The organism is Streptomyces sp. NPDC041205 (assembly GCF_055591765.1).
On record NZ_JBVIZH010000003.1, the window covers coordinates 851558 to 873405 of the forward strand.

Annotated in this window: 2 protein-coding genes (1 of these 2 cut by a window edge); both read left to right on the forward strand. The window is 73.1% G+C overall.

What is annotated here, in order from left to right:
* Positions 1 to 1107 carry the end of a type I polyketide synthase gene (locus tag ACZ6BG_RS17865; protein WP_469002120.1) on the forward strand. Its footprint begins 18516 nt before the window's first position, so the window shows 1107 of its 19623 coding nt (coding positions 18517-19623); its start codon lies off the left edge, out of view; the stop codon is at positions 1105 to 1107.
* Positions 1085 to 21826 (forward strand): SDR family NAD(P)-dependent oxidoreductase, encoded by a 20742-nt coding sequence (locus tag ACZ6BG_RS17870; RefSeq protein ID WP_469002122.1) that lies wholly within the window; start codon positions 1085 to 1087, stop codon positions 21824 to 21826. Before ACZ6BG_RS17865 ends, ACZ6BG_RS17870 begins: the two co-directional genes overlap by 23 nt.
* The last annotated feature ends 22 nt before the right edge of the window (positions 21827 to 21848 follow it).

A 21848-nucleotide genomic window follows, 5' to 3' on the forward strand; every position in this document is an offset into this window, starting at 1 on the left:
TGCGACGTCGCCGACCGGGACGCGCTGGCACGGCTCCTCGCGTCGGTGCCGGAGGAGTTCCCGCTCACCGCCGTCATGCACACCGCGGGCGTCCTGGACGACGGTGTCCTCACCGCGCTCACCCCGGAGCGGCTCGCCACCGTGCTGCGGCCCAAGGTCGACGCCGCGGTCAACCTCGACGAGCTGACCCGGGACCTGGAGCTGTCGGCGTTCGTGCTGTTCTCCTCGATCTCGGGCACGTTCGGCGCGGTCGCCCAGGGCAGCTACGCGGCCGCCAACGCCTTCCTCGACGCCTTCGCCGAACGGCGCGTGGCGGCGGGCCTCGCCGCCACCTCGGTGGCGTGGGGGCCGTGGGGCGGCGGCGGCATGGTCGGCGAGCAGCTCGCCGAGATCCTGCGCGGCCGGGGCACCGCCCCGTTCGAGCCCGAACTGGCCATCGCCGCCCTCGACCGGGCCCTGCGCCAGGACGACCCGACGGTCCTCGTCGTGGCGGACATCGACTGGACCGTGTACGCGCCCACGCTCCCGGCCACGCTGCTGCGGGAACTGCCCGCCGCACGCAGGGCCCCGGCTCCCGCCGAGGCCACGGCGCCGCTCGACCTGTCGGCCGAGCTCGCCGCACTGCCCGTGCCGGACCGCGAGCGCGTCGTACTCGATCTGGTACGGGAGCAGGTCGCCGCCGTACTCGGCTACGACAGCACCACGGCCGTGGAACCCGGCCGGGCGTTCAAGGACCTGGGCTTCGACTCGCTCACCGCGGTCGAGTTCCGCAACGTCTTCAACTCGGCCACCGGGCTGAGCCTGCCGTCGACGCTCGTGTTCGACCATCCCACCCCGTCGGCGCTCGCCGCACACGTGCTGGAGCAGATGCTCGGCATGGGCGCGCCCACCATCGACGCGGAGCTGGACCGCCTGGAGGCCGCGCTGTCCGTCCTGACACCCGACGCCGAGCAGAGCACCGCCGTGGGCGACCGCCTGCGCGCGCTCGTGGCCAGGTGGGACGAGGCGCACACCAGCACGGAAGCCGCGAAGTCCGGACCGGACGCGCGCACCGCTTCGGCGGACGAACTTCTCGCACTCCTTGATGAACAACTCGGTAGGTCTTGAGCCGATGAACTCGCTTGAAAGGTCGCAACACATGTCGAACGAGGAGAAGTACCTCGACTACCTCCGGCGAGCCACGGTGGACCTCCAAGAGGCGCGTGGCAAGCTCCGCGAGGCCGAGGAGCGCGAGGTCGAGCCGATCGCGATAGTCGGCATGAGCTGCCGGTTCCCGGGCGGAGTGAACTCGCCCGAGGACCTGTGGCAGCTCCTGGCGGACGGCAGGGACGCCGTCTCCGGATTCCCCACCAACCGCGGCTGGGACCTGGAAGCGCTCTACGACCAGGACCCCGAGCGGCACGGGACCAGCTACACCCGCGAGGGCGGCTTCCTCTACGACGCCGACCAGTTCGACCCGGCGTTCTTCGGGATCTCGCCGCGCGAGGCCGCGGCGATGGACCCGCAGCAGCGCCTCCTCCTGGAGACGTCGTGGGAGGCGTTCGAGCGCGCGGGCATCGACCCGCACTCGACGCGCGGCAGCAGGACCGGTGTGTTCATCGGCACCAACGGCCAGGGCTACCTGGCGCGCCTGGCCAAGGGCGGTGTGCCCGACGGCCATGAGGGCTACTTCCTCACCGGCAACGCGGCCAGCGTCGTCTCCGGCCGCATCTCCTACGTCCTGGGCTTAGAAGGCCCCGCGCTGACCATCGACACCGCCTGCTCGTCCTCCCTGGTCGCCCTGCACCTCGCCGTGCACGCGCTGCGGCACAGCGAGTGCGGGCTCGCCCTCGCGGGCGGCGTCACCGTCATGTCGACGCCGGACACCTTCATCGAGTTCAGCCGCCAGCGCGGCCTCGCCGAGGACGGCCGCTGCAAGCCCTTCGCCGACGCCGCGGACGGCACCGGCTGGGGCGAGGGCGCGGGCCTGCTGCTCCTGGAACGGCTGTCGGACGCCCGGCGCAACGGGCACCCCGTTCTCGCGGTGATCCGCGGTTCGGCGGTCAACCAGGACGGCGCGTCCAACGGCCTCACCGCCCCGAACGGCCCCTCGCAGCAGCGCGTCATCCGCCAGGCACTGGCCCACTCGGGCCTCGTGCCCTCCGACGTGGACGCCGTCGAGGCACACGGCACGGGCACGACCCTGGGCGACCCGATCGAGGCCCAGGCCCTGCTCGCCACCTACGGCCAGAACAGGGCCGCCGACCGGCCGCTGTGGCTGGGCGCCCTGAAGTCGAACATCGGCCACACCCAGGCGGTCTCCGGTGTCGCCGGTGTGATGAAAATGGTCCTGGCGATGCGGCACGGCACCCTGCCGAAGACGCTGCACGTCGACAAGCCGTCCTCGCACGTCGACTGGTCGGCGGGCGCGGTCGAGCTGCTGACCGAGGCCCGGTCGTGGCCGGAGACCGGCAGGCCGTGGCGGGCGGGCGTGTCGTCGTTCGGCGTGAGCGGTACGAACGCGCACGTCATCGTCGAACAGGCCCCTGTGGCCGAGCCGGAGGAAGCACCGCAGGACGCGCGGGAGCCGGTACGCGACGGCCTCGTTCCGTGGGTCCTCTCGGCACGCGACGCGGACGCCCTGCGGGAACAGGCCGAGCGCCTCCTCGCCGCCGTCGCCGATCAGCCGATCGCCGACGTCGGCTACTCGCTCGCCACGACGCGCGCGATGCTGGAGCACCGTGCGGTGATCGTGGCCGCCGAGCGGACGGAACTCCTGGACGTGTTGGCGGCGGTGGCCGCCGGCCAGGCGACCGGTGCGGCGGTCACGGGGGTCGTCGGCGATCCCGGTCAGGTGGGGTTCCTGTTCTCGGGTCAGGGTTCGCAGCGGTTGGGGATGGGGCGTGAACTGGCGGCTCGTTTCCCGGTGTTCGGGGAGGCTCTGGACGAGGTCCTGGGTGAGTTCGATCCGCGGGTGCGGGAGGTGTTGTTCGGTGAGGATGCCGAGGCGCTGAACGAGACCGGGGTGACGCAGCCTGCGCTGTTTGCGGTTGAGGTGGCGCTGTTCCGGCTGTTGGAGTCGTGGGGTGTGCGGCCGGATGTGCTGGCGGGGCACTCGATCGGTGAGCTGGCTGCGGCGCATGTGGCTGGTGTCTGGTCGCTGGCTGACGCGGCCAAGGTCGTGTCGGCGCGTGGTGCGCTGATGCAGGCGCTGCCGTCCGGTGGCGCGATGGTCGCGATCCAGGCGTCCGAGGCTGAGGTCACTTCCGAGGGCTTGCCGGAGACGGTGGGTATCGCGGCGGTTAATGGCCCTAACTCGGTCGTCGTTTCCGGGGTGGCTGCCGATGTCGAGGCGGTTGCGGAGCGCTGGCGTGAGGCGGGCCGTAAGGCGACCCGGTTGAAGGTGAGCCATGCGTTCCACTCGCCGTTGATGGATCCGATGTTGGACGAGTTCCGTGCGGTCCTGGGGGGCGTGTCGTTCGGGGAGCCGTCGTTTCCGATCGTGTCGACGCTGACCGGCACGAAGGCGTCCGCCGAGGAGTTGGCCTCGCCCGAGTACTGGGTGCGCCATGTGCGTGAGTCGGTGCGTTTCGCCGATGCCGTGGGCACGCTCGTGGATGAGGGTGTGGCGACGTTCGTCGAGGTCGGGCCGGGCGGGGCGTTGTCGGCGCTGGGTCAGGAGTCCGCCCCGGACGCGGTCTTCGTACCGATGCTGCGTACGGATCGGCCCGAGGACGCCGCGGCCACGACGGCCGCCGGGCAGTTGCACGTGCGCGGTGTCCAGGTCGCGTGGGAGGCGTTCTTCGCCGGGCGTGGCGCACGGCGCGTGGACCTGCCGACGTACGCCTTCCAGCACCAGCGCCACTGGCTCGACGCGCTGCCCGCTGTCGGCGACGTGACGGCGGCCGGGCTCGGCGCCGCCGACCACCCGCTGCTCGGCGCCGCCGTCACCGTGGGCGGCACGGACGGCGTGCTGCTCACCGGCCGTCTGTCGGTCCAGACCCACCCGTGGCTGGCCGACTACGTGGTCCACAGCTCGGTGCTGCTGCCCGGCACGGCGCTCCTGGAGCTGGCGATCCGCGCCGGCGACCAGGTCGGCTGCGACCTCGTCGACGAGCTGACGCTGGAGGCGCCGCTGGTGGTGCCCGAGCACGGCGCTGTCCGCGTACAGGTGTGGGTCGGCGCCGAGGACGAGTCGGGCAGCCGCGAGCTGACCCTGTACTCCAGCACGGGCGACACCGACGACGACCGGCCGTGGACGCGGCACGCCACCGGTGTGCTGCGCGCGGCCGGACGTACCGGCGGCACCTCCCTGGTGGAGTGGCCGCCCGCGAGCGCCAAGGTCGTCGACCTGGACGGGCTCTACGACCGGGCGGCCGACGCCGGTCTCGGCTACGGGCCGGTGTTCCAGGGCCTGCGGGCCGTGTGGCGGCGCGGCGACGAGGTGTTCGCCGAGGTCGTCCTGCCGGAGGAGGCGGGCGCGGACGGCTTCGGCCTGCACCCCGCGCTCCTTGACGCGGCGCTGCACGCCACCGGTCTGTCCGGCGGCGCCGACGAGGCCGGCCGGGTGCCGTTCGCGTGGTCGGGCGTGCGGCTGCACGCCTCGGGCGCCACGGTGCTGCGGGTACGCCTCGCGCCCACGGGCGCGGACGGGTTCTCGCTGGCGATCGCGGACGGGGCGGGTGCGCCGGTCGCGACCGTGGACTCCCTCGAACTGCGCCCGATCACGCCGGACCAGATCGCCGGAGAAGACCGCGACGACGCGCTGTTCGGCGTCGACTGGGTGACGGTGGCGCCGTCCGACGGCGCCGCACCGACGACCGAGTGGACCGACCTGGCGGACCTGACCGAGCCGCGGTCGGACTGGGTGGTCGTCTCGTGCCCCGGCACGCCCGCGTCCGACCCGGCGGCCGCGGCACACGAGGCGGCGCACTGGGCGCTGGACGTGGTCCAGACGTGGCTGGCGGACGAGCGGTTCGACACGGCCCGCCTGGCCGTCGTCACCAGGGGCGCGGTCGCCGCCTCGGACGACGAGCAGGTGCGGGACGTCGCACAGGCGGCCGTGTGGGGCATGGTGCGGTCCGCCCAACTGGAGAACCCGGACCGGTTCGTGCTGGTGGACCTCGACGACGACGCGGCCTCGCTGGACGCGCTGCCGTCCGGACTCGCCATCGGCGAGACGCAGTTGGCGGTGCGCTCCGGCGACCTCCGCGTGCCGCGCCTCGCCAGGGTGCAGCGATCCGTCGTCGACGACCCCGGCTTCGGTACGGGCGCGGTGCTGGTCACCGGCGCGACGGGCACGCTGGGCGCCCAGGTCGCGCGACACCTGGCCGCGGAGCGCGGCGTACGGAACCTGCTCCTGGTCAGCAGGCGCGGCGCCGCGGCCGAAGGCGCCGAGGAACTGCGTGCCGAACTGGTCGCTCTCGGAGCCGAAGTCGCCCTGGTGGCCTGTGACGTGGCCGATCGCGACGCCGTGGCCGCGCTGCTGTCCGCGCACGAGATCTCCGCCGTCGTACACACCGCAGGTGTCCTCGACGACGGCGTGATCGGCTCGCTGACGCCCGAGCGCGTCGACACGGTGTTCCGGCCGAAGGCCGACGCCGCGTGGAACCTGCACGAGCTGACCCGCGACCTCGACCTGTCCGCGTTCGTCCTGTTCTCCTCGGTGGCGGGCATCCTCGGCGCCCCCGGACAGGGCAACTACGCGGCCGCGAACACCTTCCTGGACGCGCTCGCACAGCACCGCCGCGACGCCGGGCTGCCCGCCACGTCCCTCGCGTGGGGCCTGTGGGCCGAGGCCAGCGGCATGACCGGCGCGCTCGACGACGCCGACGTGAAGCGGATGGGCCGCGGCGGACTGCTCCCGCTGCGCACGGCCGACGGGCTCGCGCTGTTCGACGCGGCGGCCTCGACAGGCCGCGCCCTGCTCGCGCCCGTCCCGCTCGACCTGCCCGCGCTGAACCGGCAGGCGCGCTCCCACCCCGTGGCGCCCGTCCTGCGCGGCCTGGTGCGCTCCGCCGCGCGCAGGACCGCCGAAGCCGGAGCCACGGCACGGAACACCTGGGCCCAGTCCCTTGCGGGCATGACCGCCGCGGACCGCGAGAAGGCACTCGTCGAGCTGGTGCAGAGCCACGTCGCCGTGGTCCTCGGCCACGGCTCGGCGCAGGCCGTCGCACCCGACCGCGCGTTCAAGGAACTCGGCTTCGACTCGCTCAGCGCAGTCGAACTGCGCAACAACCTCAACGCGGTCACCGAACTGCGCCTGCCCGCGACGCTGATCTACGACTACCCGACGCCCGCCGCGCTGGCCGCGTTCCTCGACACCGAACTCGTGGGCGCACCCGCCGTGACGGCGACCACCCACACCACCGTCGCCGTCGACGAGCCCCTCGCGATCGTCGGCATGAGCTGCCGCTTCCCCGGCGGCGTGAACTCGCCGGAGGACCTGTGGCGCCTCCTGGTCGGCGGTACCGACGCCGTGGTGGAGTTCCCGACCGACCGCGGCTGGGACGTCGACGCGCTCTACGACCCGGAGCTGGCGAGCCCCGGCACGTCGTACACCAACAAGGGTGCCTTCCTCGACCGCGCCGCGGAGTTCGACCCGGCGTTCTTCGGGATCTCGCCGCGCGAGGCCCTCGCCATGGACCCGCAGCAGCGGCTCCTCCTCGAAGCGACCTGGGAGCTGTACGAGCGGGCGGGCATCGACCCGCACTCGGTACGCGGCAGCCGGTCCGGCGTGTTCATCGGCACCAACGGCCAGGACTACCCGACGCTCCTGATGGCCGCGCCGGACAGCATGCAAGGGGTCGAGGGATACATCGGCACGGGCAGCGCCGCGAGTGTCATCTCCGGCCGCCTGTCCTACACGTTCGGCCTTGAGGGCCCAGCCGTCACGGTCGACACGGCCTGCTCGTCGTCGCTGGTCGCCCTGCACATGGCCGTGCAGGCACTGCGCTCCGGGGAGTGCTCGACGGCCCTGGTCGGCGGTGTCACGGTGATGACCACACCCGGCGTGTTCATCGACTTCAGCCGCCAGCGCGGCCTCGCGGACGACGGCCGGTGCAAGGCCTTCTCCGACAGCGCGGACGGCACCGGCTGGGGCGAGGGCGTCGGCATGCTGCTCGTCGAGCGCCTCTCCGACGCCCAGCGCAACGGACGCAACATCCTGGCGGTCGTACGGGGCTCCGCGATCAACCAGGACGGCGCCTCCAACGGTCTCACCGCCCCGAACGGCCCCTCCCAGCAGCGCGTCATCCGCCAGGCGCTCGCGAGCGCCGGACTCGCGCCGTCCGACGTCGACGCCGTCGAGGCACACGGCACGGGCACGACCCTGGGCGACCCGATCGAGGCCCAGGCCCTGCTCGCCACCTACGGCCGCGACCGCACCGGCGACCCGCTGTGGCTGGGCTCGGTGAAGTCGAACATCGGGCACACGCAGGCCGCCGCCGGTGTGGCGGGTGTGATCAAGATGGTGATGGCGCTCCGGCAGGGTGTCCTGCCGCAGACCCTGCACGTCACCGCCCCCTCGTCGCACGTCGACTGGTCGGCGGGAGCGGTGGAACTCCTCACCGAGTCGCGGCCGTGGCCGCAGACCGGCAGGCCGTGGCGGGCAGGTGTGTCCTCGTTCGGCGTCAGCGGCACCAACGCCCACACCATCATCGAGCAGGCCCCGGCGATCGAGCCGGAGGAAGCAGCGGAGCACGCGCCGGAACCGGCGCACGACGGCCTGGTGCCGTGGACGCTGTCGGCCCAGAGCCCGGAGGCGCTGCGCGAACAGGCCGCCCGCCTCAGGTCCTTCGTGGCGGAGGACTCCGAGTCGACCGTCGCGGATGTGGGCCGTGCGCTGGTGTCGACGCGGGCGGTGCTTGAGCACCGTGCGGTGGTGGTCGCCGGTGAGCGGGACGAGTTCCTGGCCGCGTTGGCGGCGGTGGCCGACGGTCAGGTGACCGGTGCGGTGGTCACTGGGGTCGCTGGTGAACCTGGCCAGGTGGGGTTCTTGTTCTCGGGTCAGGGGTCGCAGCGGCTGGGTATGGGCCGTGAACTGGCGGCCCGTTTCCCGGTGTTCGCGGAGGCCCTGGAGGAGGTCCTGGGTGAGTTCGACCCGCGGGTGCGGGAGGTGTTGTTCGGTGAGGATGCCGAGGCGCTGAATGAGACCGGGGTGACGCAGCCTGCGCTGTTCGCTGTCGAGGTCGCCATGTTCCGGCTGTTGGAGTCGTGGGGTGTGCGGCCTGACGTTCTTGCGGGTCACTCGATCGGTGAGCTGGCCGCAGCGCATGTGGCTGGTGTGTGGTCGCTGGCTGACGCGGTCAAGGTGGTGTCGGCGCGTGGTGCGTTGATGCAGGCGCTGCCGTCCGGTGGTGCGATGGTCGCGATTCAGGCGTCGGAGGCCGAGGTCGCTTCCGAGGGCTTGCCGGAGTCGGTGGGTATCGCGGCGGTTAATGGTCCTAACTCGGTGGTCGTTTCCGGGGTGGCTGCCGATGTCGAGGCGGTTGCGGAGCGCTGGCGTGAGGCGGGCCGTAAGGCGACCCGGCTGAAGGTCAGCCATGCGTTCCACTCGCCGCTGATGGACCCGATGCTGGACGACTTCCGTGCGGTCCTGGAGGGCGTGTCGTTCGGGGAGCCGTCGCTTCCGATCGTGTCGACGCTGACCGGTGTCCGGGCGTCCGCCGAGGAGTTGGCCTCCCCGGACTACTGGGTCCGGCACGTGCGCGAGTCCGTGCGCTTCGCCGCTTCCGTGAGCACGCTCGTGGATGAGGGCGTGGCGACGTTCGTCGAGGTGGGCCCAGGCGGGGTGTTGTCGGCGCTGGGTCAGGAGTCCGCCCCGGACGCGGTCTTCGTGCCGGTGCTGCGCGGTGAGCGTCCGGAGGACGTGGCGGTCACGACGGCCGCCGGACAGCTGCATGTGCGCGGCGTCCAGGTGGACTGGCAGCCTTTCTTCGACGGCAGTGGTACGCGACGCGTCGACCTGCCGACCTACGCCTTCCAGCACCAGCGCTACTGGCCCCACGTGATGCCCGCGACGGGCGATGTGACGGCGGCCGGGCTCGGCGCGGCCGACCACCCGCTGCTGGGCGCGACGGTCGTCCTCGGCGGCACCGACGGCGTGCTGCTCACCGGCCGCCTGTCGGTGCGCACGCACCCGTGGCTGGCCGATCACGCCGTGCTCGGCTCGATCCTGCTGCCCGGGACGGCGTTCCTTGAGCTGGCGATCCGCGCCGGTGACCAGGTCGGCTGCGACGTGGTGGAGGAACTGACGCTGGAGGCGCCCCTGGTGGTGCCCGAGAACGGCACGGTGCGGGTCCAGGTGTGGGTCGGCGCCGAGGACGAGTCCGGCAGGCGCGAACTGACCCTCCACTCCAGTGCGGGCGACACCGACGACGGCCGGCCGTGGACCCGGCACGCCATCGGCGTGCTCCAGGCGGGCGGCAGGGCCCGCGGCGGCGCCTCGCTCACCGAGTGGCCGCCGACCGGGGCCGAGGCCGTCGACCTGGACGGCTTCTACGGCCACATGGTCGAAGGCGGCTTCGGCTACGGGCCGGTGTTCCAGGGCCTGAGGGCCGCCTGGCGCGACGGCGGTGAGGTGTACGCCGAGGTCGCGCTGCCCGAGGGTGTGAAGGCCGACGGTTTCGGGCTGCACCCCGCGCTGCTTGACGCCGCCCTGCACGCCATCAGCCTGTCCGGCGAGGCCGACGGGGTCGGCCGGTTGCCGTTCGCGTGGTCGGGCGTGCGGCTGCACGCTTCCGGCGCGGAGCTGCTGCGGGTGCGGCTGACCTCCTCCGGGCCGGACCGGGTGGCGCTGGCGATCGCGGACGGGGCGGGCGCCCCGGTGGCCACGATCGACTCGCTGGTGATCCGGCCCGTCTCGCAGGAACAGCTGGCCGGTGACGACCTCAGTGACGCGCTGTTCGGCCTGGACTGGGCCCCCGTACCGCTCACTGAAGACGATCTCCCGACGACCGAGTGGACCGACTCGCTCACGCCGTCGGCGGAACTGCCGGACTACGTGGTCGTGTCGTGCCCCGGCACGTTCGCGTCCGACCCGGTGGCCTCGGCGCACGAGGCGGCGCACTGGGCGCTGGACGTGGTCCAGACGTGGCTGGCGGACGAGAGCTTCGACGCGGCGCGCCTGGTCGTCGTGACCAAGGGCGCGCTCGCCACCACGGCTGACGAGGACGTACGGAACCTCGCGCACGCCGCCGTGTGGGGCCTGGTGCGCACGGCCCAGTCGGAGAACCCGGACCGGATCGTGCTCGTCGACCTCGACGACGAGGCGGCCTCGCTCGACGCGCTGCCCGCCGCGCTCGCCACCGGCGAACCCCAACTCGCCGTGCGTGCCGGACGCACCAGCGTGCCGCGCCTGGCCAGGGCCGAGCGGTCCGTCGTGGACGACCCGGGTTTCGGTTCGGGTGCGGTGCTGGTCACCGGTGCGACCGGCACGCTGGGCGGCCTCGTCGCCCGGCACCTGGTCGCGCAGCGCGGCGTACAAAAGCTGCTCCTGGTCAGCAGGCGCGGCATCGCGGCCGAGGGTGCCGAGGAACTGCGTGCCGAACTCGTGGCGCTGGGCGCCGAAGTGACGTACGCGGCCTGCGACGTCGCCGACCGCGACGCCATCGCCGACCTGCTCGCCGGACACGAGATCTCCGCCGTCGTACACACGGCAGGTGTCCTCGACGACGCCACGATCGGCTCGCTCACCGCGGACCGGATCGACACCGTCTTCCGGCCGAAGGTCGACGCGGCCTGGCACCTGCACGAGCTGACCCGCGACCTCGACCTGTCCGCGTTCGTCCTGTTCTCGTCCGCCTCCGGTGTGTTCGGCGGTCCGGGCCAGGGCAACTACGCGGCGGCGAACACCTTCCTGGACGCGCTCGCGCAGCACCGCCGTGCCGCCGGGCTGCCCGCCACCTCGCTGGCGTGGGGCCTGTGGGCCGAGGCCAGCGGCATGAGCGGCCAGCTCGACGAAGCCGACGTGAAGCGGATGAGCAGGGGTGGCCTGATTCCCCTGCGTACGGCCCAGGGCCTGGCGCTGTTCGACGCTGCCGCCTCGACCGGCCGCGCCGTCCTCGCGCCCGTCCCGCTCGACCTGCCCGGGCTGCACCGGCAGGCGCGCTCACACCCCGTGGCGGTCGTCCTGCGCGGCCTGGTGCGCACCGCCGTGCGCAGGACCGTCGAGCGTGCCGCCCTCGCAGGTTCGGCGCTGGCCGAGTCGCTGGCCGGCCTGACCGACGCGGAGCGGGAGAAGACCCTCCTGAACCTCGTCCTCGAACACGTGGCCATGGTCCTCGGCCACAGCTCCGCGCACGCCGTCGCACCCGACCGCGCCTTCCGGGAGGTGGGCTTCGACTCGCTCAGCGCGGTCGAACTGCGCAACAACCTCAACGCGGTCACCGAACTGCGGCTGCCCGCGACGCTGGTCTTCGACCACCCGACCCCCGCGGCGGTCGCCGCCTTCCTCGGCTCCGAACTCGCGGGCTCCCCGGTCGTCGCGGCGACCACCCGCACGGTGGCCGCCGTCACCGACGAGCCGATCGCGATCGTCGGCATGAGCTGCCGCTACCCAGGCGGCGTGAACTCGCCCGAGGACCTGTGGAAGCTCGTCCTCGACGGCGTCGACGCCATCGGCGACTTCCCCGACAACCGCGGCTGGGACCTGGCGAGGCTGTACCACCCGGACCCGGACCACACCGGCACCTCGTACGCACGTGAGGGCGGCTTCCTCTACGACGCCGACCAGTTCGACCCGGGGTTCTTCGGGATCTCGCCGCGCGAGGCCCTCGCCATGGACCCGCAGCAGCGACTCCTCCTCGAAGCCTCCTGGGAGGCGTTCGAACGGGCCGGGATCGCCCCGGAGTCGGTGCGGGGCAGCGCCACCGGCGTGTACGCGGGCCTGATGTACCACGACTACGCGGCGCGCCTGCGTTCCGTGCCGGAGGACGTGGAGGGCTATCTGGGCACCGGCGCGTCCGGAAGTGTCGCCTCCGGCCGCGTCGCCTACATGCTGGGCCTCGAGGGCCCCGCGGTCACGGTGGACACCGCGTGCTCGTCTTCGCTCGTCGCGCTGCACATGGCGGTGCAGGCGCTGCGTTCGGGGGAGTGCGAGCTCGCGCTCGCGGGCGGTGTCGCGGTGATGGCCACCGCGAGCACGTTCGTGGACTTCAGCCGTCAACGCGGCCTCGCCGCCGACGGCCGCTGCAAGTCGTTCTCCGACAGCGCCGACGGCACCGGCTGGGGCGAGGGCGTCGGCATGCTCCTCGTGGAGCGCCTGTCGGACGCCCGCCGCAACGGCCACAAGGTCCTCGCGGTCGTACGGGGTTCGGCGGTCAACCAGGACGGCGCGTCCAACGGCCTCACCGCCCCGAACGGCCCCTCGCAGCAGCGCGTGATCCGGCAGTCGCTGGCGAGCGCCGGCCTGTCCACGTCCGATGTGGACGCGGTCGAGGCACACGGTACGGGCACGACGCTCGGCGACCCGATCGAGGCGCAGGCACTCCTCGCCACCTACGGCCAGGACCGTGCCGGTGAGCCGCTGTGGCTCGGCTCGATCAAGTCGAACATCGGGCACACCCAGGCCGCCGCCGGTGTCTCCGGCATCATCAAGATGGTCATGGCGATGCGGCACGGCGTGCTGCCTCCGACCCTCCACGTCGGTGAGCCCACCTCGCAGGTGGACTGGTCCGTCGGTGACGTCGAACTGCTCACGCGGGCCCGTTCGTGGCCGGAGACCGGCCGTCCGCGCCGCGCCGGTGTCTCGTCGTTCGGTGTGAGCGGCACGAACGCGCACACCATCATCGAGCAGGTGCCGAGCGACGACCACGTTCCGGCACCGGCCGACGGCGTCGTGCCGTGGCTCCTGTCGGCCAGGAACACGGAGGCACTGCGGGAGCAGGCACGGCGACTGCGGGACCACATCGCGGGCGAGCCCGGGACCGGCGTCCTGGACGTCGCCTACTCGCTGGCCGTGACCCGGTCCGCCTTCGACCACCGGGGCGCCGTCGTGGCGGACGATCGCGCGGCGCTCCTCGACGGGCTCGGCGCGCTGGCCGAGGGGCGGCCGTTCCCCGGCCTGCACACGGGGTCCGTCACCGTGGGCGGCGTTGGCTTCCTGTTCTCCGGTCAGGGGTCCCAGCGGCTGGGGATGGGCCGTGAACTCTCGGCCCGCTTCCCGGTGTTCGCCGAGGCCCTGGACGAGGTGTTGGCGGCGTTTGACCCGTCTGTGCGGGAGGTGCTGTTCGGTGAGGATGCCGAGGCGCTGAACGAGACGGGGACGACGCAGCCTGCGCTCTTCGCTGTCGAGGTGGCGTTGTTCCGGCTGCTTGAGTCGTGGGGTGTGCGGCCCGACGTTCTTGCGGGCCACTCGATCGGTGAGCTGGCCGCAGCGCATGTGGCCGGTGTCTGGTCGCTGGCTGACGCCGTCAAGGTGGTGTCCGCGCGTGGTGCACTGATGCAGGCGCTGCCCGAGGGCGGAGCCATGGTCGCGATCCAGGCGTCGGAGGCGGAGGTCGCTTCGGACGACTTGCCGGAGACAGTGGGTATAGCGGCGGTTAATGGCCCTAACTCGGTGGTCGTCTCCGGTGTGGCTGCTGACGTCGAGGCGGTTGCGGAGCGTTGGCGTGAGGCGGGCCGCAAGGCGACCCGGTTGAAGGTCAGTCACGCGTTCCACTCACCGCTGATGGACCCGATGCTGGAGGACTTCCGCGCGGTCCTGGACGGCGTGTCGTACGACGCGCCCGCGATCCCGATCGTCTCCACCCTCACCGGTACGAAGGCGACCGCCGAAGAGCTGGCCTCGCCCGAGTACTGGGTGCGGCACGTGCGGGAGTCCGTGCGGTTCGCCGACGCCGTCGACACACTCGTGGCCCAGGGCATGGTCACGTTTGTCGAGGTCGGTCCCGGTGGGGTCCTTGCGGCCCTGGGGCAGGAGTGCGCGCCGGACGCGGCCTTCGTCGCCGCGTTGCGGGGCGACGGCCCGGAGGAGACCGCGCTGACCACCGCGGTGGCCCAACTGGCCACGCACGGTGTGCGGGTGGACTGGGATGCCTTCTTCGCCGGTCGCGGCGCGCGGCGCGTCGACCTGCCGACGTACGCGTTCCAGCGGAAGCGCTACTGGCTCGACGCCGGAGTCTCCGCGGGTGACCTCGACGCGGCGGGTCTCGGCGCGGCCGACCACCCGCTGCTCAGCGCGATCGTCGACACGGCCGACTCGGACGGGCAGTTCTTCACCGGCCGGTTGTCGGTGGAGACCCACCCGTGGCTCGCCGATCACGCGATCCAAGGCTCGATTCTCCTGCCCGGTACGGCGTTCTTGGAGCTGGCGGTGCATGCGGGTGATCAGGTCGGGTGCGGTGTGGTGGAGGAGTTGACGCTGGAGGCGCCGTTGGTGGTGCCGGAGCGTGGTGGTGTGCGGGTGCAGGTGCGGGTCGGTGTGCCGGACGGGTCCGGTCGACGCTCGGTGACGGTCCACGCTCGCGAGGACGACGGCGATGTGTGGGTCCGGCACGCGAGCGGCACCCTCACAGGCGGCGCGGAGGTGCCGCTGGTCGACGCCGGTGTCTGGCCGCCTGCCGGGGCGGAGGCTGTGGACCTGGATGGGCTCTACGACCGTATGTCCGATGGTGGTTTCGGTTACGGGCCGGTGTTCCAGGGCTTGCGGGCCGCTTGGCGCAAGGGCGAGGAGGTCTTCGCCGAGGTCGCCCTGCCGGAGGGCGTCGAAGCAGGTGGCTTCGGTCTGCACCCGGCGCTTCTTGACGCGTCGCTGCACGCCATCGGTCTGATGGGCGAGGGCGACGGTCCTGGCAGGCTGCCGTTCTCGTGGTCGGGTGTGCGGCTGCACGCCTCGGGCGCGACGGCGCTGCGGGTGCGACTGAAGCCCGCGGGGACCGACGGCGTGGCGCTGACCGTCGTCGACGGGGCCGGTGCTCCGGTGGTCTCGATCGACTCCCTGGTGCTGCGGCCCGTCACGGCCGCGCTGTCCCGGCAGAGCTGGGAGTCGCTGTTCCGTCTCGACTGGACACCGGCCTCGGCGTCGTCGGGCGGGAGCGTCGGTTCGGTGGCGGAGTTCGCGGACTGGGCCGCCGTGCGGTCGGAGCTGGACGCGGGGGAGTCGCTGCCGGACAACGTAGTGGTGCGGTGCGCCGAGTCTGACGAGCCGGACGCGGTACGTGGACAGGTCCTGGCCGCACTGGAGTTGGTGCAGGGCTGGCTCGCCGACGACCGTTGTGGCGCGGCGCGCCTCGTCCTCGTGACCCGCGGCGCGGTGGCCGTCGAATCCGGCCAGGACGTGCCGGATCTCGCCGCGGCCGCCGTCTGGGGTCTGGTGCGTACGGCACAGGCGGAGAACCCCGACCGCATCGTGCTCGTCGACCTCGACGACCTCGACGACGCGGACACCGCGGACGACAGCGGCTGGGAGCCGGCGCTGACCACCGGCGAACCCCAGATCGCCGTGCGGGACGGACGGGCGTACGTGGCCCGCCTCGCGCGGGTGCGGCCGGAGCCCGGCACGGACCCGGCGTTCGGACCGGACAGCTCGGTCCTGGTGACCGGCGCCTCGGGCGCGCTGGGCGGCCTCGTCGCCCGGCACCTCGTCGAAAGCCACGGAGTCGCCCGACTGGTCCTCGCCAGCAGGCGCGGCATCGCCGCCGAGGGCGCCGAGGAACTGCGTGCCGAACTCGTCGCGCTGGGCGCCGAAGTGACGTACGCGGCCTGCGACGTCGCCGACCGGAACGCCCTGGCGGCGCTCCTGGCCGAGCACCCCGTGACCGCCGTCGTGCACACCGCCGGAGTCCTCGACGACGGCACCATCGGCTCGCTCACGCCCGAGCAGGTCGACACCGTGTTCCGGCCCAAGGTCGACGCGGCCCGGCACCTGCACGAGCTGACCCGCGACCTGGACCTGACGGCGTTCGTGCTGTTCTCGTCCGTGGCGGGCACGCTGGGCGGGCCCGGACAGGGCAACTACTCGGCGGCCAACGCGTTCCTCGACGGCCTGGCCCGGCGCAGGCGCGCCGAGGGCCTGCCCGCGACCTCACTCGCGTGGGGCCTGTGGGCCGACGGCATGGGCGCCCGCGTGGCGCAGTCCGCCTCGACCGGCCTGTCCGCGACGGAGGGCGTCGAACTGTTCGACGCCGCGGTCTGCGGGACCGAGCCCGTCGTCGTACCGATGCGGCTCGACCTGCGCGCCGTACGGGAACTCCCCCAGGTACCCCCGGTGTTCAGCGGCCTGGTGCGGACGACGACCCGCAGGGCCGCGGGGAGCGGGGCCGACCCGGCCGCCGCGCTCCGCGACCGGCTCGCGCCGCTGGCCGACGACGAGCGCGACCGGGTGCTCCTGGACCTCGTCCGCACCCAGGCCGCCGTGGTGCTCGGCCACGCCGGACCGGAGGAGGTGGCACCCGGCCAGGCGTTCACGGAGCTCGGCTTCGACTCGCTGACCGCCGTCGACCTGCGCAACCGCCTCGGCACCGCCACGGGCCTCCGGCTGCCCGCCACGCTGGTCTTCGACTACCCGACCCCCGCGGCGATCGCCGCGTTCGTCGGCGTCGAACTCGCGGGCGCGCCCGCCGCCGCACCGGCCACCGGCGCGGTCGCGGCCCCGGTCGTGACCGACGAGCCGATCGCGATCGTCGGCATGAGCTGCCGCTACCCCGGCGGGGTGACCACCCCGGAGGACCTGTGGCGCCTGCTCGTCGACGAGGCCGAGGGCATCACGCCGTTCCCGACCGGCCGCGGCTGGGACGTGGAGTCGCTGTACGACCCGGCGGGCGAGCGGGCCGGCAGCTCCTACACCCGCGAGGGCGGCTTCCTGCACGACGCCGACCGGTTCGACCCGGGCTTCTTCGGCATCTCGCCGCGCGAGGCCCTCGCCATGGACCCGCAGCAGCGGCTCCTCCTTGAGACCTCCTGGGAGGCGTTCGAGCGGGCGGGCATCGACCCCAAGTCGGTGCGCGGCAGCGCGACCGGCGTGTTCGCGGGCGTGATGTACCACGACTACGCCTCCCAGCTGCATGGCGTGCCCGAGAGCGTCGAGAGCTTCCTCGGCACGGGCAACGCGGGCAGCGTCGCGTCCGGCCGCGTGTCCTACGTCTTCGGGATGGAAGGGCCCGCGATGACCGTGGACACGGCCTGCTCGTCGTCCCTGGTCGCCCTGCACCTGGCCGCTCAGGCGCTGCGCTCCGGCGAGTGCGAGCTCGCGCTCGCGGGCGGAGTCACCGTGATGGCGACACCCTCCGCCTTCATCGACTTCAGCCGCCAGCAGGGGCTGTCGCCGGACGGCCGCTGCCGCTCGTTCTCCACGGACGCCAACGGCACCGGCTGGGGCGAGGGCGTCGGCATGCTCGTACTGGAACGCCTCTCGGACGCGCGCCGCAACGGACACCAGGTGCTCGCGGTCGTCCGCGGCTCGGCCGTGAACCAGGACGGCGCGTCCAACGGCCTCACCGCGCCCAACGGTCCCTCGCAACAGCGGGTGATCCGCCAGGCGCTGGCGAGCGCGGGCCTGACCGCGTCCGACGTCGACGCGGTCGAGGCACACGGCACCGGCACCACCCTCGGCGACCCCATCGAGGCGCAGGCGCTGCTCGCCACCTACGGGCGGGACCGCGCCGGGGACCCGCTGTGGCTGGGTTCCCTGAAGTCCAACATCGGCCACACCCAGGCCGCCGCCGGTGTGGGCGGCGTCATCAAGACGGTCATGGCGATGCGGCACGGCCTGCTGCCGAAGACCCTGCACGTCGGCGAGCCCTCGCCGCACATCGACTGGTCCGCGGGCGCCGTGGAACTCCTCACCGAGGCGCGGCCCTGGCCACGGACTGACCGCCCCCGCCGGGCCGGTGTGTCGTCCTTCGGGTTCAGCGGCACCAACGCGCACGTCATCATCGAGTCCGCGCCGGACGACGACGCGCCGCAGGCCACCGACGCGGCGCCGCTCGGCCCGTGGCTGGTCTCCGGCCGCACCGAGAGCGCGCTGCACGACCAGGCGGTACGGCTGCGCGACCACCTGACCGCGCGGCCCGACCTCGCCCCGGCGGACGTCGCCCGCACTCTCGCGACCTCGCGATCCGGGTTCGAACACCGGCTCGCCGTCGTCGGCCGGGACTCGGCCGACCTCCTCGCCGGACTCAACGACGCCGTCGAGGGACGGCTGACGAGCGGAGTCGTACGCGGTGTCGCCTACGAACGCCGGGTCGGCTTCCTGTTCTCGGGTCAGGGTTCGCAGCGGTTGGGGATGGGGCGTGAACTGGCGGCTCGTTTCCCGGTGTTCGGGGAGGCGCTGGACGAGGTGTTGGCGGCGTTTGATCCGTCGGTGCGTGAGGTGTTGTTCGGTGAGGATGCCGAGGCGCTGAACGAGACGGGGGTGACGCAGCCTGCGCTGTTCGCGGTCGAGGTCGCCTTGTTCCGGTTGCTTGAGTCGTGGGGTGTGCGGCCGGATGTGCTGGCGGGTCACTCGATCGGTGAGCTGGCTGCCGCGCACGTCTCGGGCGTGTGGTCGCTGTCGGATGCGGTCAAGGTGGTGTCGGCGCGTGGTGCGTTGATGCAGGCGCTGCCCGAGGGTGGAGCCATGGTCGCGATCCAGGCGTCCGAGGCCGAGATCACCTCCGACGACTTGCCGGAGACGGTGAGTATCGCGGCGGTTAATGGTCCTAACTCGGTGGTCGTTTCCGGGGCTGCCGCTGACGTCGAGGCCGTCGCCGACCGCTGGCGCGTAGCGGGCCGCAAGGCGACCCGGCTCAAGGTCAGCCACGCCTTCCACTCACCCCTGATGGACCCGATGCTCGACGACTTCCGCACGGTCCTGGAAGGCGTGTCGTACGAGGCGCCCTCGATCCCGATCGTGTCGACGCTGACCGGCAAGCCGGTCTCCGGGGCGGAATTGGGCTCGGCGGACTACTGGGTGCGGCACGTCCGCGAGTCGGTGCGCTTCGCCGACGCCGTGGTCGACATGGGCGCGGACGTCCTCGTCGAGATCGGCCCCGGTGGCGTTCTTTCGGCGCTGGGGCAGGAGTCCCTGCCGGACGCGGCCTTCGTGCCGGTGCTGCGCGGCGACCGGCCGGAGGACGGCGCGGTCATGACCGCGCTCGCCGAACTGGACGTACGCGGCGTGCGCGTCGACTGGAACGCCTACTACTCGGGCAGCGGCCACGCCGTCGACCTGCCGACGTACGCATTCCAGTACCAGCGGTTCTGGCCCGACACGAGCCTGCGGCCCGCCACGGACGCCACCGGTCTCGGACTCGGCTCCGCCGACCACCCGCTGCTCGGCGCCGCGGTCGCGCTCGCGGACGAGGACACCGTCCTGTTCACGGGCCGCCTTTCGATGGGAACCCACCCGTGGCTCGCCGATCACGCGGTCCAGGGCTCGGTCCTGCTGCCCGGTACGGCGTTCTTGGAGCTGGCGGTGCATGCGGGTGATCAGGTCGGGTGCGGTGTGGTGGAGGAGTTGACGCTGGAGGCGCCGTTGGTGGTGCCGGAGCGTGGTGGTGTGCGGGTGCAGGTGCGGGTCGGTGTGCCGGACGAGTCCGGTCGACGCTCGGTGACGGTCCACGCTCGCGAGGACGACGGCGATGTGTGGGTCCGGCACGCGAGCGGCACCCTCACAGGCGGCGCGGAGGTGCCGCTGGTCGACGCCGGTGTCTGGCCGCCTGCCGGGGCGGAGGCTGTGGACCTGGATGGGCTCTACGACCGTATGTCCGATGGTGGTTTCGGTTACGGGCCGGTGTTCCAGGGCTTGCGGGCCGCTTGGCGCAAGGGCGAGGAGGTCTTCGCCGAGGTCGCCCTGCCGGAGGGCGTCGAAGCAGGTGGCTTCGGTCTGCACCCGGCGCTTCTTGACGCGTCGCTGCACGCCATCGGTCTGATGGGTGCGGCGGACGGTCCTGGCAGGTTGCCGTTCTCGTGGTCGGGTGTGCGGCTGCACGCCTCGGGCGCGACGGCGCTGCGGGTGCGACTGAAGCCCGCGGGGACCGACGGCGTGGCGCTGACCGTCGTCGACGGGGCCGGTGCTCCGGTGGTCTCGATCGACTCGCTGGTGCTGCGGCCCGTCACGGCCGCGCTGTCCCGGCAGAGCTGGGAGTCGCTGTTCCGTCTCGACTGGACACCGGCCTCGGCGTCGTCGGGCGGGAGCGTCGGTTCGGTGGCGGAGTTCGCGGACTGGGCCGCCGTGCGGTCGGAGCTGGACGCGGGCGAGTTGCTGCCGGACAACGTCGTGGTGCGGTGCGCCGGGTCCGAGGGCGCGGACGCGGTACGCCCCGAGGTCCTGGCCGTCCTGGAGCTGGTGCAGGGCTGGCTGGCCGACGACCGGTGCGAGACCTCGCGCCTGGTCCTCGTGACCAGGGGTGCCGTGGCCGTCGGATCCGGCCAGGATGTGCCGGACCTGGCCGCGGCCGCCGTCTGGGGGCTGGTGCGTACGGCGCAGTCGGAGAACCCCGACCGCATCGTGCTCGTCGACGTCGACGACGAGAACGGCTGGAAGCCCGCCCTCACCAGCTCGGAACCCGAGCTGGCCGTGCGCGGCGGCGAGTCGTTCGTGCCGAGGCTCGCACGGGTCCGGCCCGCCGAGGCGGAGCAGGAGTCGGGGGCTTCGTCCTTCGGTGACGGTGCGGTGCTTGTGACCGGTGCGAGCGGCATGCTCGGCGGGCTGGTGGCGCGGCACTTGGTGCGGCGGCACGGCGTACGACGGCTTGTGCTTGCCAGCAGGCGGGGCCAAGTCGGGGAGCTGTACGACGAGTTGATCGAGCTGGGTGCCGAAGTCGCCGCCGTCGCCTGTGACGTGGCGGACCGGGACGCGGTGAGCGCCCTGCTCTCCGCGCACCCCGTGACCGCCGTCGTGCACACCGCCGGTGTGCTGGCCGACAGCACGATCGGCTCGCTCACGCCCGAGCAGGTCGACACCGTGTTCCGGCCCAAGGTCGACGCGGCCTGGCACCTGCACGAGCTGACCCGCGACCTCGACCTGTCGGCGTTCGTGCTGTTCTCGTCCGCCGCGGGCACGCTGGGCAACCCCGGCCAGGGCAACTACTCGGCGGCCAACGCGTTCCTCGACGCGCTCGCCCGGCACCGGCGCGCCCACGACCTGCCCGCGACCTCACTCGCGTGGGGCCTGTGGTCCGGCGGGGACGGCATGGGCGCCCGGATGGCCGACGCCGGGACCGCGGGCCTCGCCCCCGAGGAGGGCCTGGAGCTGTTCGACGCGGTGGCCCTCGGGGCGGACCCGGTCGTCGTACCGATGCGCCTCGACCTGCGCGCCGTACGGGAACTCCCGCAGGTACCCCCGGTGTTCAGCGGCCTCGTACGGACGACGACCCGCAGGGCCGCGGAGACCGGGCTCGACCCGGCCGCCGCGCTCCGGGACCGGCTCGCGGCGCTGCCCGCGTCCGAGCGGCCGTCGGCGCTGGTGGACCTCGTGTGCGCCCACGTCGCCGCCGTGCTCGCGCTGGGCGGCGCGGAGGAAGTGGACGAACGGCGCGCGTTCACGGAGCTGGGCTTCGACTCGCTGACCGCGGTCGAGCTGCGCAACCGGCTCGGCGCGGCCACGGGCCTGCGGCTGCCCGCCACCCTCATCTTCGACTACCCGACCCCGCTGGACCTGGTCGGCTACCTCGAAGAGGGGCTCGCCGTCGAGGAGCCCGGCGCGGTGGCGCCGCTGCTCGCCGAACTGAGCCGCATCGAGGCGAGCCTCGCCGCGGTCGAGCCCGGCGACGACGAGGACGACCAGGTCGGCGCCCGCCTCTCGGCGCTCCTCGCCGTGTGGCGCGAGAGCCGTGCCGACGGCGCCGACGCGGCGTCCGACGACCTCGACGACGCGACGGACGACGAGGTCTTCGACCTGCTCGGCAAGGAGTTCGGCATCTCCTGACCCGCCCGGCCACCCCACTTGC

Coding starts and splice junctions, on each gene's coding strand:
- ACZ6BG_RS17870 (WP_469002122.1), top strand. CDS start 1,085: ATGAACAACTCGGTAGGTCTTGAGCCGATGAACTCGCTTGAAAGGTCG.